The organism is Actinomadura sp. NAK00032 (assembly GCF_013364275.1).
Classification (GTDB): domain Bacteria; phylum Actinomycetota; class Actinomycetes; order Streptosporangiales; family Streptosporangiaceae; genus Spirillospora.
Window position 1 is genome coordinate 4,002,278 of record NZ_CP054932.1, and the last position, 15,113, is coordinate 4,017,390.

The 15,113-nt window shown below is 66.8% G+C and carries 11 protein-coding genes; 5 read left to right on the forward strand and 6 right to left on the reverse strand.

Annotated features, from left to right (window positions below; all coding sequences use genetic code 11):
• Positions 1-128 precede the first annotated feature (128 nt).
• Positions 129-7,262 carry a polymorphic toxin-type HINT domain-containing protein gene (locus tag HUT06_RS18670; protein ID WP_176196911.1) on the forward strand — a complete coding sequence of 2,378 codons (7,134 nt, stop codon included), beginning with the start codon at positions 129-131 and terminating at the stop codon, positions 7,260-7,262.
• Between the two features lie 20 nt (positions 7,263-7,282).
• The gene (locus tag HUT06_RS18675) at positions 7,283-7,753 is read left to right on the forward strand and encodes a hypothetical protein (RefSeq protein ID WP_176196912.1); all 471 of its coding nucleotides are present in this window, start codon (positions 7,283-7,285) and stop codon (positions 7,751-7,753) included.
• A gap of 346 nt (positions 7,754-8,099) precedes the next feature.
• Here HUT06_RS18675 and HUT06_RS18680 read toward each other — a convergent pair whose 3' ends face one another.
• Genes HUT06_RS18680 through HUT06_RS18690 form a run of 3 tightly spaced genes read right to left on the reverse strand, consistent with a single transcriptional unit; the run spans position 8,100 to position 9,510 of the window.
• Positions 8,100-8,303 (reverse strand): DUF397 domain-containing protein, encoded by a 204-nt coding sequence (locus HUT06_RS18680; RefSeq protein WP_176196913.1) that lies wholly within the window; start codon positions 8,301-8,303, stop codon positions 8,100-8,102.
• A 49-nt stretch (positions 8,304-8,352) separates the two neighbouring features.
• Positions 8,353-8,562, reverse strand: coding sequence for a DUF397 domain-containing protein (locus tag HUT06_RS18685; RefSeq protein WP_176196914.1), 210 nt, complete (start codon positions 8,560-8,562; stop codon positions 8,353-8,355).
• A 36-nt stretch (positions 8,563-8,598) separates the two neighbouring features.
• Entirely contained in the window at positions 8,599-9,510 is a 912-nt protein-coding gene (locus HUT06_RS18690; RefSeq protein WP_254715263.1) for a helix-turn-helix transcriptional regulator, read from the reverse strand.
• A gap of 115 nt (positions 9,511-9,625) precedes the next feature.
• On the opposite strand from HUT06_RS18690, the gene HUT06_RS18695 reads away from it, so the two are divergent.
• The 3 genes from HUT06_RS18695 to HUT06_RS18705 all read left to right on the forward strand — a co-directional run bounded on the left by HUT06_RS18695 (position 9,626) and on the right by HUT06_RS18705 (position 11,286).
• Positions 9,626-9,943, forward strand: a complete 318-nt coding sequence (locus HUT06_RS18695; RefSeq protein WP_176196915.1) for a hypothetical protein — start codon at positions 9,626-9,628, stop codon at positions 9,941-9,943.
• Positions 9,940-10,347: an ATP-binding protein gene (locus tag HUT06_RS18700; RefSeq protein WP_176196916.1), complete on the forward strand. Its 408-nt coding sequence runs from the start codon at positions 9,940-9,942 to the stop codon at positions 10,345-10,347. Before HUT06_RS18695 ends, HUT06_RS18700 begins: the two co-directional genes overlap by 4 nt.
• A gap of 69 nt (positions 10,348-10,416) precedes the next feature.
• The gene (locus HUT06_RS18705; RefSeq protein WP_254715264.1) at positions 10,417-11,286 is read left to right on the forward strand and encodes an alpha/beta hydrolase; all 870 of its coding nucleotides are present in this window, start codon (positions 10,417-10,419) and stop codon (positions 11,284-11,286) included.
• Here the strand turns inward: HUT06_RS18705 and HUT06_RS18710 are convergent.
• The 3 genes from HUT06_RS18710 to HUT06_RS18720 are packed head-to-tail and all read right to left on the reverse strand — an operon-like array spanning position 11,276 to position 15,110.
• Positions 11,276-12,202 carry a LysR substrate-binding domain-containing protein gene (locus HUT06_RS18710; RefSeq protein WP_176196917.1) on the reverse strand — a complete coding sequence of 309 codons (927 nt, stop codon included), beginning with the start codon at positions 12,200-12,202 and terminating at the stop codon, positions 11,276-11,278. The two genes, HUT06_RS18705 and HUT06_RS18710, sit on opposite strands and share 11 nt — an antisense overlap.
• A gap of 44 nt (positions 12,203-12,246) precedes the next feature.
• Positions 12,247-14,082, reverse strand: a complete 1,836-nt coding sequence (locus tag HUT06_RS18715; protein ID WP_176196918.1) for an ABC transporter ATP-binding protein — start codon at positions 14,080-14,082, stop codon at positions 12,247-12,249.
• Complete coding sequence (locus HUT06_RS18720; RefSeq protein WP_176196919.1) at positions 14,082-15,110, reverse strand: MvdC/MvdD family ATP grasp protein; 1,029 nt, start codon at positions 15,108-15,110, stop codon at positions 14,082-14,084. Before HUT06_RS18720 ends, HUT06_RS18715 begins: the two co-directional genes overlap by 1 nt.
• Between the last annotated feature and the right edge of the window lie 3 nt (positions 15,111-15,113).

Consider the following 15,113-nt stretch of genomic DNA (forward strand, 5'->3'; position numbering starts at 1 on the left):
AAGCCGCCGCGATAGTACCGCCGAAGTCATCCCGTGTGTGGTCAGCAAAAGTCGATTAGAGCTTGTTCAACCGCCCGGCCAGCAAGCGCCGTGGCAACCGAGGTGCCTTCGACGGAGATGAGGCGTCTGTGAAAGGTGTGTTGCGTGCGCTGGGCCGGGCGCATGGGCTGATCGCCACTGTGGCGGTCATGCTCGCCCTGGCTCTGCTTGCCGGAGTGGCGGGCGAGGCGGCTGCGGCGGTGCGGCCCAAACTCTCGGAGGACGGGACTGACCGTCGTCCCGCCACCCAGAAAACTGCGCGGATAAAGGGCAAGGCCGTCAAAGTCCGGGAGAGCAAGCTTCCGGGCACGGCCGGCACACCGATCACGTCCAAGCCTCCTGCTCCGGCCTGGCCGGAGCCTGGGCAGGGCACTGCGGACTTGTCGACGCTGGAGGCCGGCAAGAGCAAGGACGGTCAAGCCTCCAGCGGATGGGCGCGGGCCGGCAAGCTGCCGGTCTGGGCGGGCGCACCAGCCGCCCGTAAGGGCGAGCGAACGGCCCGCTCGGCGGTGCCGCCGCGCGTGCACGTGGAAATGGCTGACCGCAAGACCGCGAAGGCCACACGCACTGAGGCAGTCATGGCGGTATCCGCCCCGCAGGCGGGAACTGTCAGAGTCGGGCTCTCCTATGCGCAGTTCAAGGACGCCCACGGTGGCGATTGGGCGTCCCGGCTGCGCCTAGTGAAACTACCGGCGTGCGCGTTGAGCACCCCCGAACAGGCGAACTGCCGCCAGCGCACCGTCCTGCCCACGGTCAACGACACCAAGACCGCGACACTGTCTGCCGATGTCACCGTGACCGACGGATCCGCGCAGACCGGCACCGCTGCGACCGGGCAGGCGACGGTGTTGGCCGCCGAGGCGGGCCCGTCCGGCCCGACCGGTGACTGGGGCGCCACAAGTCTGTCGCCGGCATCCAACTGGAACGCGGGCAGCAACACCGGAGAGTTCTCCTGGAGCTATCCGATGCGGTTGCCGCCAGTTCCCGGCGAGCTGATGCCCGAGGTCACAGTCGCCTACAGTTCCGGGGCGGTGGACGGCAAGACCGCCGCCGACAACTCCCAGGCCTCCTGGATCGGCGACGGCTTCGACTACTGGCCTGGCTTCATCGAACGCAAGTACAAGCCGTGCATTGATGCCGGGCACGCCTCCGGCGACCTGTGCTGGGGCCGTCACAACGCGGTGCTGTCCCTGAACGGACGCTCCACCGAACTGCTGTATGACAGCGCTGCTCAGACCTGGCGTCCACGCAACGACGACGGCTCCACCATCGAGCGGCTGACAGGCGCCACCAACGGCGACGACAACGGTGAGTACTGGAAGCTGACTGACCTGGACGGTGTCGAGTACTACTTCGGCATCAACCGTCCCGACGACTGGGAGAGCGGGGAGAAGGAGACCGACTCGACCTGGACGGTCCCGGTCTTCGGGGACAGCAGTGGCGAACCCTGCTACGACAGCACATTCAAGGACGCCTGGTGCCAGCAGGCGTGGCGATGGAACCTCGACCACGTCGTCGATCCGCACAACAGCACCATCACCTACTTCTACGAGAAAGAAGCCAACCACTACACCCGCTATCAGCAGACCACCGGCGGGACCCGTTACGACTCCGGCGGCTACCTGAGCCGCATCGACTATGGTCAGCGCAAGGGCTCTACCTACGCCACTCCGGCCACCGCCCGCGTCCGCTTCTCCGTTGCGTCACGTACGGACCTGCCCGACGACCGGATCTGCGACAGCGGTGAAACCTGCGGCTACGGCAAGACCTCGCCGACGTTCTTCAACCGCAAACGCCTGACCAAGATCACCACCAAGCTCCGCAAAGACGGGACGGTCGCCACCGAGGACCCCGGTTACAAGATCGTCGACAGCTGGGACCTTGGCCAGACCTACCAGAACGGCGCGCTCTGGCTGCACACCATCGACCAGACCGGCTACGACGGCAGCGACACCCAGGCGCCGCGCATCACCCTGTTCGGCCAGCTCATGACCAACCGGGTGATCACCGGACGGTCCGGCACCGGAGTGGACGCCCTGCCCGGGTACGACCGGCCCCGCCTGGTCGGGATCGACAACGGCACTGGCGGAACCACAAGCGTCGGCTACTCCGATCCGTACGCCAGCCCCACACCGGCCGGAGAGTGCGTCTATTCGGCCGGCGGCATGCCCGATCCAAAGAGCAACACCAAACGCTGCTTCCCGGTGAAGTGGACACAACCTGACGGCACGCTGGTCAACGACTGGTACCACAAGTATGTCGCCAGTTACATCATCGAGGCCGACAACACCGGCCAGTCCAGGTCTCAAATCACGCGCTACACCTACCTCGGCGACGCCGCCTGGCGGTACGCCGAGGACGACGGGATGACCAAGGACAAATGGCGCACCTGGTCGCAGTGGCGCGGCTATGCCAAAGTCCGCACCGTTACCGGCGACGGTCAGAACGGTGAACAGCAGTCGCGCACCGAGACCACCTATGCCCGCGGAATGGACGGCAACTACCAGGGCAAAGGCAACCCGCGCCAGAGCGTGACGGTCACCGACTCCAAAAACCTGCTCGGCGGGATCAGCGACCTAGATCCGCTCGCCGGCGCCGTCCTGGAGACCCGCACCTTCAACGGCGCCTTCACCGACGCCGCCGAAGTCTCCGCGAGCGTGTCGAGGCCCAAGTGGACCAAGACCATCAGCCGCACCTTCCACGACACCAACTCTGACGACGACATCACCGTTGACGGCGGACGCGTCCAACCGCAGTGGACCAAGGGCCGATCGCGCAAGGCCGACGGCACAGACTTCAACACCGAGACCACTTTCGACTACGACTCGCTGGGCCGCACCGTCGCCGTCGACAACGAAGGCGACGTCACCACCGCCGCCGACGACACCTGCACCCGTACCGTCTTCCCCAGCGGCGCGGCGCCCGCCGGCGCGATCCAGTCCCAGCCGATCCGCAACCTTTCGGTAGCGGTCGATTGCGACAACGACGCCAGTCACGAACCGAACTTGGTCCCCGCCGACATGATCTCTGACACGAAGATCATGTATGACGGTAAGGCATACGGCGCCTACCCGACCGTCGGCAATGTCACCCGTACGGAAAAGGCCACCGGTGTCTCGGGCGGCCGCTCCACCATGGTGCCCGCCGTGACCACCACCTACGACGGGTACGGCCGTGTTCTGGAGACCACCGATGTCGGTGACCCTGCCACCCCTGACGACGACCGCACCACCACCTCCACCTACACCAACGCCCCCGAGGGCTGGCTGAAATCCAGCACCCTCACCACTCCGCCGGTCAGTGTCGGCGGTGCCACACCGGCCGGATTCACCACCACGACCCAGTACAACCCTGCCCGCGGCACCCCCACCAAGGTCACCGACCCGAACGGCCGCGTAGGTGAAGGCGAGTATGACGGACTCGGCCGTCTCGTTCGGGCCTGGCTGCCCAACAACATGCGCAGCAGGCACCCCGATCGGCCTTCCACCATCTACACCTACACCTTCCCCACCGACGGCAACCCGGTCTCGGTCACCACCAAGACCCTCACCAACGATGACCCGGCCACCTACGAAACCTCTGTCGACCTGCTCGACGGCCTGCTGCGGCCTCGCCAGTCACAGAACGAGGCCGTCGGCGGCGGCCGGATCGTCACCGACACCAAGTACGACAGCCGCGGCCTGGTCTTCAAGACCAACGCAGCCTACGTGCTCACAGGTGACCCGTCCGGTGTGCTGACCACAGCCGACGACAACCAGATCCCCAGCCAGACCCTCAGCACCTACGACGGCGCCGAGCGGATCCTGACCACCACGCTCTACAGCTACTCCACCCAGAAATGGACCACGACCAACCGGTACGACGGCGAGCGCACCACCGTCATCCCGCCCTCAGGTGCGATGCCTTCGGCGACCCTCACCGACGCCCTCGGCCGCACGGTCGAAACCCGCCAGTACAAGACCGCCAATCTGACGGGCCCCTACCTGGCGACCACCATCACCTACGACGGCGCCGGACGCCCCGCCGAGTCCTATGACGCCGCCGGCAACGTCTGGAAGACCACCTACGACGTCCAGGGCCGCCCCGTCACGAGCACCACCCCTGACAAGGGCACCTCGACCGTCACCTACGACCACTTCGACCAGGTCGCCACCAGTACCGACGCCCGCGGCACCACGCTGAACCGCACCTACGACAAGCTCGGCCGCCCCCTGGAGGTCAAGAACGGCAGCACGCCGCTGACCTCCATGACCTACGACACCGTCCCCTACGCCAAGGGCCTGCCCGCCACCTCCACCCGCCACATCGGCACCGACAAGTACACCACCGCCATCACCGGCTACGACGGGCTCTACAACGCCGAGGGAACGACCGTCACGATCCCCGCGTCCCAGGGAGCGCTCGCCGGGACCTACACCACCACACAGTCCTACAACTTCAACGGCTCCCCGCTCACCACCTCTTACCCGGCGGTCGGCGGGAGCACGGGACTCCCCACTGAGAACGTCACCACCGAGTACAACGACGCCGGCCTGCCCGAATGGACGCACGGCCTCGCCGCCTACGTCGCCGACACCACCTACAACGGCCATGGCGATATCACCCAGCTGGCCATGGCAGCGGTGTCGGACAAGTTCCTCTGGCAGACCTTCGACCGGGACCCGGCCACCAACCGCCTGACCCGTTCCACCGTCAAACGCCAGGCCTCGACCGCCACCTTCGATCTGGAAACCAAGTACGACTACACCGACGCCGGTTCCATCAGGTCGATTCTGACCAATGCAGCCGGAAAACCCGCCGATCGGCAGTGCTTCACCTACGACTACGCCCAGCGGCTGACCGAAGCCTGGTCCACCACCAACACCGACTGCACCGCCGCCCCGACCGCCACCACTATCGGCGGCCCCGCTCCCTACTGGACCAGCTACGAGTACGACCCCAACGGCAACCACGGCGACAAGGTCGGCAACCGCACCAAGGAGGTCCAGCACTCCTTCGCCGGCGGCCCCACCGCCGACAAGACTCGCACATACACCTATCCCGCCCCTCTCGGCGACAGCGGTGTCACCAGCCCGCACGCGCTGAAGTCGCTCACCGAAACCGACGGCACCACCAGCACCACTGACCTGTACACCTACGACCAGGTCGGCAACACACTCACCCGCCCCGGCCAGAAACTCGTCTGGGACGCCGAAGGCAACCTGTCCAAGGTCACCGACGACTCCGGCAAGGAACTGGCCAGCTTCATCTACGACGCCGCGGGCAACCGTCTCATCCGCAAAGACACCAACGGCTCGACGCTGTACCTGGCCAGCCAAGAGGTAAAGGTCTCCAGCAGCGGAACCGTCACCGCGACTCGCTACTACAGCCACGCCGGCCAGACCATCGCCTACCGCACCGGCACCTCCAGCTCGACCATCCAGTTCCTCATCCCCGACTACCAGGGCAGCGCCGACACCACCGTCAACGCCGTCGACCAGAACACCTGGAGCGTCCGCCGGTTCGCGCCCTTCGGCGCCGAACGCGGCAGTCCCATGGGCACCTGGCCCGCCCTCATGGACAAGGGCTACGTCGGCGGCACCAAGGACAACACCACCGGCCTGACCCACCTCGGCGCCCGAGAGTACGACCCCGTCACCGGCCGCTTCCTCAGCGCCGACCCGATCACCGGAGGCGGCGACCCCCTCACCGCCAACGGCTACTCCTACGCCGGCAACAACCCCATCGACCACTCCGACCCCACCGGCATGCTCCTCGACGGCGGGGCACACGGCACCCTGCCCAACTCCAATAGGACCGAACGCGAAGACATCAACAACCAGCACCGCAACAACTTCAAGTATGGGGGCGGCGGGACGATCTACGTCGTGCCGTCCATCCCCTCGGGTGGTGGTTGCTGGGTCGGCTGCAATGGCAGCGTGGGAGCAAAGTCGGTACCGGTCAAGAAACACTGCGGCTGGAGTTGCAAGGTCGGCAAGGTCGGCGGCTTCCTGAAGAAACACCAGGCCACGATCGCCGGACTCGCAGCCGGCGGCATATGCCTAGCCGCAACCAGTGGCACCGGAACCGTCGGCTGCGCCGCCGTCGCCGGATGGGTCTACGGAGCAGTCAGCTATCACCAGAACACACCCGCCGACCAGCAAACCCTCTTGGGCGGCTTCAAAGCCAGCCTCACCGGCGCAGTAATAGAAGTCGGCCTAACCATAACCGGCGCGAAAGTCGCCAAAGTCGCGGCCCCGCTACTCAAGAGAGTCGCCCCCAAGATCATCCAAAAGCTCGCAGGTAGAGCCAAGGGCGGCTCACCAGGCCGCGGCGGCAGCGCAGCAAAGACAGCGCCAGCGGCCGCCAAGAACCCCGCGAAAGCAGCAGATGACGCACCCGCGTCAGGCGGCGGAGCCTGCCGCGTCAGCAGCTTCGTGCCCGGCACCGCTGTGCTGATGGCCGACGGATCAGCCAAACCGATCGACAAGATCGAGGTCGGCGACAAGGTCCTGGCCACCGACCCGACCACCGGCAAGACCGCACCCCAACCCGTCCTCGCCACCATCACCCGCACCGGAGCCAAGCACCTCGTCCAACTCACCATCGACACCGACGGCGACCACGTCGACAAGACCGGCGCACTGATCGCCACCGACAACCACCCCTTCTGGGTCCCCGCAGCCGGCAAATGGATCGACGCAGGCAAACTCAAGCCCGGCATGTGGCTCCGCACCAGCGCCGGCACCCACGTCCAACTCACCGCAACCAAGACCTGGACCCAGCACCAGCGCGTCCACAACCTCACAGTTGCCACCTACCACACGTACTATGTGGAACCTGGCGACACCCCGGTCCTCGTCCACAACTGCGGAGAAGCGACGGTCCATCTGGATCCCGTTAACCAGCATGCGCTTATCACAGTCCGCAATGGGGATGAGCTGATCCATGTTGAGCAGACGGGTGGCGTAAACGTCCCCACCAACGGCGTCGCAGAATTCGATCTGTCGACGCTCCCGTCTACAACGATCAATGTCAAGGTTTCGTTGTCCAATCCAGGGGGGGCAATGGCTTACATTGAGGTTATGATGATGAAGACTGCCAGAGGTGAGTATCCGCCCTACGATCCAGTCACGCAGAGTTGTGTTACCTTCTGTGCGCAGGTGCTTCGCGCGGGCGGTGTGTCGGATATTCCGACAACTACAAGGCGTGCGACCAACTGGCTGCTCAGGCATCATGGCTAGGCGGCGAGAAGTGATCGCGGATGTGGGAGGTGCTGGTGATGGCGGAGAATTCGAACTATCCGGATGGCTGGGAGTGGCTCGGAGATTTGCCGGATGAATGGGAGCCGCCAAGTGAATTTTTTCAGCCAAGTAGTACCATAGAGTACAATTTGGCCATCAGGATGTTGGCGTGGGATTTCTTGGGGCGTGATTTTTCTGCAATAATCGGGCGATTCATTACCGAAAGTTCACTCTTCAAACTTTGGTATTCGCAACTTATTAAAGGTTCTCGGCGTTCTCCGAAAGAGCAGGCTGCCTTGGCGCTCGCGGCCTGGGAATGCACCCATCGCTGCAGCGACGCTTGGCAGGACCTGGTGGAGCAAGTGGAGATCAGCGGCCGAAATTTTCGAGAGCGGAACGTTCAGAATGCCTTTCATTCCCTAAGGGAAGTGCTGGAGGAAGTAATAGTTCAACTACAGGAGTTGCGGGAGGACGTGCAGGAGGCCGACTGACTTCTGAAAGTGCTACGGAACCCGATCGGTGTAGTCGACGTACTGACACTTGACGTCGATAGTTGGAATCTCCGGGGCGGCTCTCCGATGGTCGGCGAAGCGTTCCTTATTAAAGTGGGCCGGTCAGGGGTTGAGTCGGCAGCCTTGTACTACCGTGATGAACTCTGCCTCTGCGGCCATGATGGGAACGAGTTGCCCGGAACCGGGAAATTGCCTAGCCGCCCACTCCGACCCCGTTTGCGGGTCGGCCGCCTCGGCACAGTTTCCAGGCCGCCGCTGTGGGTGCTTTTGCGCCATGTGCAGTGCGGGGTGTTGCTGGCGTGCATGAGGCGCTTCCGGTGGTTGGCTAGCGGTCGTCGTGCCCGGAGCGTGCATGGTTGACGAAGGCGGTCCATGCCTGGGGGCTCACCGCGAGATGGCCAGCATTGGGGTCTTTGCTGTCGCGGATGGCGACCGCACCGGCGGTGTGGGGGATGTTCATGCAGGCGCCGTTCTGGCCGCTGTGGGTGCTCGTCCGCCATCTCGTCTGTGAGAAGTCGGTGACGTCCATGCCGTGTCTTCGGATGTGGGTGGGGTGGTCGGCGTGGAGACGGCCAGGTTCACAGGAGGTCGTACCGGCCGTCTCGTACGTTGGACACGAACGTGGTCCAGTTCTGGGGGCTGAGGGAGAGGTGCCCGTGGTCGGGGACCTTGCTGTCCCGCACTCCGATAGCTCCTGTGAGGTCGCCGATCTCCACGCAGTTACCGCCTGCGCCGTTGCTGTAGGTGCTCTTGCGCCACGTGGCGCGGGATGCGTCGGGGGTCCGCATGGTTCCGTATCTCCTTGCCTTCAATAGATACGAGCTTCACGTCATAGCGTCGGCTGCGCGTGCGATCAGTATCCGTGAGTCGCTTGGACGCAAGGCTGCCGCGCGCAGGTGGTCAAATGCCAGCGTATATCGGACGATCTCGTGTGCCTTCTCTAGATAGAGGCCGCCTGTCTGTGTCTCCATGAACACCACCTTGGGGTCTGATGGCTCTGGGAACCCAAGGATCGTGAATGAACCGCTCATGGCTGGGTGGGCGCCCGCCTCGAACGGCAACACCTGAAGCGTGACGTTGGGAAGCTTCGCCATCTCTCCCAAGTGGCGGAGCTGCTGCCGCATGGTCCGGCTGCCGCCGACCTTGCGGCGGATGACGGCTTCGTTGAGGACTGCCCAGAACTTTGGGCCATCGTCCGACGTGAGGTACTCGGTGCGCGCCATGCGGAGTTCAACGCGCTTCTCGATCTCGGTCTCGTCGTCGATCGGGAACGCCTCGAAGAGGCTTCGCGCATACTCGGCCGTCTGGAGAAGGCCGGGGACGTGTTCGGTGTCGTATTGATCCATGGTCGCCGCGTCGGACTCAAGCCCTACGTAGACCTCGAACCATGCCGGGATGGCTTCGCCGTAGCTGTGCCACCAGCCCTTTTGGCGTGCCTCGCGCGCCAGGGCCATGAGGACGTCTCTTGCCTCTCCCTCCACGCCGTAGACGTTGAGCAGGTACTTGACGTCGCGCGGTAGGACGCCGACTCGAGCGTTCTCGATCCGGCTGACCTTGGCGGTAGACCATTCGAGCCTCTCAGCCACCTCCTCGATGGTGAGACCGAGCCGCTCCCGCTGTTGGCGCAGCTCAGCGGCCAGACGGCGACGCTTCACGGTGGGTGCACTCCGCGCAGTCATGTCGATACCCCTTGTGATCAGTATCTTGCATCTGTATGTTGCAGATGCTCTGTTCATGCGTGGACAGTGTTCCATTGGTTGCGGAGTGTGTGCAGCCGAAACCCGAACGGCCCTGGGCCGGTGGTGGCTCACCGCGTCCCAGGGCCTCGCCCGACTGGAAAGGAGTCGGACTGTGTGCAATCTATCGAAGCCCCCGGAGCGCGAGGTGCCTGGCGGGCTGGGGCGGGACGGGGTGACGCTGGAGCGGTTCCGGGTGCTGGTTCGGCTCATGTGGGCGTTGCGGGAGGTCGGGCAGGGGTCCGTGCTCTACCTCGACGCCACGGCGGAGCCCGTGCTCTCGGTGCCGCTCGTCGCGCGGCGGCGGTCGCTGGCGGTGCTCGGCGTCCAGGAGCGGGACGGGCGGTGGGCCTACCTGTGGGACGCGGCCTGCAAGGTCCCGGCGGAGTCGGTGCGGCTGGCCGCTCGGCGGATCGCGGGGGTGTCGTCGTGATCGTCTGGGAGCGGAGGGACGTTCGGCTGTCGTCCAGCGAGGGGCTCGGCGTGCGGGACATTCGTGCGTACGTGCGGCGGGCGCTGGAAGGGGTTCAGCACTCGTTCGACCTGGACGACGTCGACCTGATGGTGTGCGAGATCGCGACAAACGCCGTCCGCCATACCCAAAGCGGGTTGCCCGGCGGTGGGGTGCGGGTGTCCGTGCTCGTCTCGGCCACTCGGCTGCGGGTCGAGGTCCAGGACGAGGGCGGCGCGCGGGCGCGGCCGATCGTGCCGGCTCAGCGGGCCGAGCTGAGCGAGTCCGGGCGGGGGCTCATGATCGTGGACGGGCTCGCCGACCGGTGGGGGATCGTCGACGGCAAGGACGGGGTCTCCGTGTGGTTCGAGGTGGCGAGCGGATAGCAGAGTGGTGATAGCCGCCGGGTGAATCGGCATTTGCCCGGCGGTGCGGGGTGGGAGGAGGGTGGGTGCGTGAACGATCTAGATGAGTGGCCGGGGAGCGGGCTCAGCGACGAGGAACTGGACGTCGCCTACAACGTGCGGAGGAAGGCCGGGCCGGAGCTCTTCGAGCGGCACATGGTGCGGTACCGGGAGCTCTCGGAGCAGGCCGTGGACGGGCTTCCCGGCCATCCGGGGATCGTCTACGACGAGGCGAGCGGCGAGCGGCTCGACGTGTGGGGGGCCGAGGACAACGGCCTGCGGCCCGTGTTCCTTTTCGTACACGGCGGCTACTGGATGGCGCTCTCGCGGGACGTGTCGTCCTTCATGGCACGCGCCCTGTACGAGCAGGGCGTCGCGACCGTGGTGCCCGACTACACGCTGGCGCCGGAGGCGTCGCTTGAGGAGATCGTCCGGCAGGTGCGGGCGGCCGTGGCGTGGGTGTACCGGCACGGACGGGAGTTCGGCCTCGATCCCGAGCGGATCGTGGTGGGCGGTAGTTCGGCGGGTGGCCATCTGACCGGGATGACGATGGTCGGCGGCTGGCAGGACGCCTTGGGGCTTCCACAGGACGTCGTCAAGGCCGCGATGCCGTTCAGCGGGCTGTTCGACATCCGGCCGATCACTCGTGTGTACGTCAACGAGTACGTGAAGCTTGATCTGGAACGGGCTGCGGCGCTGAGTCCTGCTTTGCTGGACGCCGACTACCGGTGTCCGGCGGTCTTCGTGGCGGGGGAGGACGACGGAGATGGGTTCCTAGAGCAGTCGAAGTTGTTCCAGCCGCAGTGGGGCGCGGGTGAGCTGATGATCGTCCCCGGTCGCGACCACTTCGACGTCGTTCTCGATCTCGCCGACCCCGAGTCGCGGGTGAGCACGGAGCTGATGCGCCTGATCAGGCGGTGAGTGCCGCCGCCTCGCGTTCGAGGTGGTCGAGCATCAGGCGGGCCGATGGCGTCGGGGTGCGGCCCGCGGGGAGCGTCACGCCGACCTGGCGGCGGACCGTCTCCAGCGGGACGGGCAGCGGCGCTATGTCGGCGTCGGTCCGGGCCACCAGTTCCGGGAGCGCGGCGATCATGTCGGTGTCGCGGACCAAGGTCCGGACGGTCAGGACGGACGTGCACTCGACCAGGTTGTCGGGGAGCGTCAGGCCCGAGGCGCGGAAGACCTGCTCCAGTTCGGTGCGCAAGGCCGTCTGCTCTAGGGGGAGCACCCAAGGGTAGGCCAGGAGATCGGCCAGCGCGAGGTCGGGAACGGCGCGGGCCGGGTGGTCTTGGCGGGCCACCAGGAGGACTGGTTCGCCGTAGAGAGTGAGCTGGCGGAGGCCGCGCAGGTCGTCGATCGGGTTGAGGCGGCCGAGGATCAGGTCGATCTCGCCGTCCAGGAGGCGCGGCACCTGGGCGTCGAACGTCGCCTCCTGGACGATGACCGTGATGCCCGGCCGGTCCTTCTTGAGTGCGGCGATCGCGCGGGGGAGCAGGACGTTCGAGCCCGCCAGGAGAGTGCCGATCGTGACCGTGCCGACCTCACCGTCTGCCAGGCCGGTGATGCGGTCGCCGGCGCGGCGGAGTTCGGCCAGGACGGCGCGCGCGTGCTCGATGAACGCCTCTCCGAACAGCGTCGGCGTCACGCCGCGCGGGCCTCGGGTGAACAGGTCGACGCCGAGGATGCCCTCCACTTCGCGCAGGCTGCGGGTGACGGCGGGCTGCGCCAGGTGTAGGTGCTCGGCCGCCCGCAGGACGCTGCCGTGATCGGCGATGGCGACGACGAGCACCAGGTGCCGGAGCTTCAGCCGTCCGTTGAGGAGGTCGATCGCGCGCATGCCGACTTGGTATCACAGGACGGTGATAGCGAAATCCATCATCCTCATGCGCTGTGTATGTCGGACGGGTCGAGATACGCCTCGGCCTGGAGCGTGAACAACTCGGCATAGCGCCCGCCTGCGGCCATGAGCGAGTCGTGGGTGCCGTGTTCGGCGACGCGGCCGTCCGCCAGTACATAGATGTGGTCCGCCATCCGGACGGTCGAGAACCGGTGCGAGATCAGCAGGACGGTCCGTCCGGCGAGCAACGTCCGCAGGCGGTCGAACAACTCGTGTTCCGCACGGGCGTCCAGTGTCGCGGTCGGCTCGTCCAGGATCACGAACGGAGCGTCCCGGAAGAATGCGCGGGCCAGAGCCACCCGCTGCCACTGGCCGCCCGACAGGTCAGTGCCGCCCGCGAACTGGGGGCCGAGCAAGGTCGAATAGCCCTCCGGCAGGCCGCGCAGGAACCCGTCCGCCCCGGCCGCGCGAGCAGCCCGCGAGATGGCCTCGGCGTCGGCGGGCGCCTCCGGGCGGCCCAGCGCGATGTTGTCGGACGCCGGGAGCACGTAGCGCTCGAAATCCTGAAACAGCACGGCGATCGACTCGCGCAGGCCATCAGCAGAAGCGCCTGAGACGTCCACGCCGTCATACAAAATCCGCCCCGACTCCGGCCGGTACAGGTGCGACAGCAGCTTCGCCAGGGTCGTCTTGCCCGACCCGTTCTCGCCTACCAGCGCGACGACCTGCCCCGCCTCGATCCTCAGATCGACGCCGTCCACGGCAGGACGCGCGGCCGACGGATACGTAAACCGCAAGTTCTCGGCCGTCAGCACGCCGAACGGCGGGGGCGGCGGGCCAGCCGGCCCACGCTCCGGCGGGGTCAGGAACGAAGTGAGGTCCTGGACGAACGGCGCCGCGTCGAAGAGCTGGTCAGTACCCGCAGCGGACATCCGAAGACGCGCGGCCAGCAACAGGACGGCGGTCGCGGCGGCGCCCGCGTCGGCCACCGGCATCCCGCCCGTCGCCGTGTACGCCAGCAGCAGTCCGAGCACCGCGCCGAGCGCGACGCCGCTCACGCACCGCGCCGCCAACGTGATCCGCAGGCGGGTCCGAACCGTGCGGCGGATCTCCTCGAGACGCTCCTCAGTGCGCGCCTCCCACCGTCCGCGCAAGTGCGGGGCCAAGCCGAACGCACGAACCTCCGCAGCCGAACGGCGACTGGTCAGCACGTCCTGCAAATAGCTCCGCTCCCGCTCCGCGGGCGTCAGCCGGAACAGCGCGCCGTACAGCACCTGCCCGCTCTTCAGCCCGGCCAGCCACAGCGGAGCCCCTGCGGCCAGCGTCGCCGGAACAAGCCACGGCTCGATCGCCGCGAGTGCCAACGCGACACCCGCAGTGGCCATCAGCGCGCTGGTCAGCGCCCCCAGCCCCTGGACAACCTGATGCGGCCGGATCCGAGCGCTCATCGAGGCGCGCTCCAGCCGGTTGTGGAACGCAGGACGCTCGAATTCCGCGAGGTCGACTGTGCAAGCGACGTCCAGGATCCGGCCCATCGCGTACCGGTTCAGCAGCTCGCTCAGCACGTCGTCCCGCGACGACGCGACCGAGACCGCGACGGCGATGAGGCCCGTCAGCGCGAGGACGACCGCTCCCTGCACCAGGACGTCGATGATGTCGGCGCCGCCGAGCGCCTGGTCGAGGAGGCGCCGCCCGCCGAGGAGCGGCAGCACGAGGCCGAGGCCGGCGACGGCCTGCAACCCCGTGATGAGTGCGTACTCGCGGGGCGCCGCCGACGCCGCGAGGCGGACGGCGCCCCAGACGAGGCGGGGCAGCCGCCGCAGGCCGACCTGCGGCGGCTGCGACCACTCGGCCGCGGTGACGGGCGGTGGATCGTCCATCAGTAGCCGATTTGCTCCACTTCACCGCGCCGGCCCGCGTGGCCGTTCATCAGCAGGTCGGCGATGCGGTCGCTCATCGGCAGCCCGAGGTCGTTCTGCATCCACATGAACTGGCCGTTGGGGTTGGACTCCAGGAACACGTGCTCGCCGTCCGGGGTGACGATGAAGTCGACGGCGGCGTACACGAGCCCGAGCTCGTCCAGCAGCGCCCGGGTGCGGCGGACGACGTCCTCCGGCAGCGGCCGGTAGTCGCCGTAGTTCATCTGGATGTCGGCCCGCCAGTCGACCTTCGTCCGCTCCGCGCCCTGCGAGTCGATCACGACGGGGAAGTAGCTGTCGCCGATGACGGTGAGCCGGACCTCGTACGCCTTCTCGATGTACTCCTGGAACTGGCAGATGGTGTGCCGGACGCGGGGCAGGTGCTCGTCGATCTCCTCGCCCAGCACGGCGGTGAACAGGCCGGACGGGAACGCGCCCGGGTAGTGGATCACGCCGCCGCTGAGCGACTTGTAGACGAGGCTCCCCTCGCCCTCCTGCTTCGCCAGCCGCGCGACCTCGTCCGGGTCGTTGGTCAGCAGCGTCCTCGGGACGCGCAGGCCGGCCTTCTTGGCGAGCTTCAGCTGGTAGGGCTTCAGGTCGGCGACCGCGTCCAGGTCGGGGCGGTTCATCCACAGGCAGTCGGTCGAGCGGAAGATGCCGCCGACGCCGTGCAGCGCCTCGTAGCGGGCGAACTCGCGCTCGGCCTCGCCCATGTCGTCGCCGAACTCGAACGCCGTGGGCCGCCGGTACCAGACGCCGGACAGGGCGCCGAGGTCGACCTCCCGGTCGACCTCGCCGTCATGGTGGCGCATGACGGCCCGGTCGGTCCCGTCGAAGTCGGACGTGGCGAAGCTGAGCCGGCGCGGGAAGTAGCTGGTGTCGACCCGGAAGACCCGGGCGCCCTTGGCCGTGAGGCTTCGGACGACCGGGTCGACCGTCGGGTCGAAGTCCTGGGTGAGGATCAGGACCTCTGGCCGATCGTCGCTCACTCG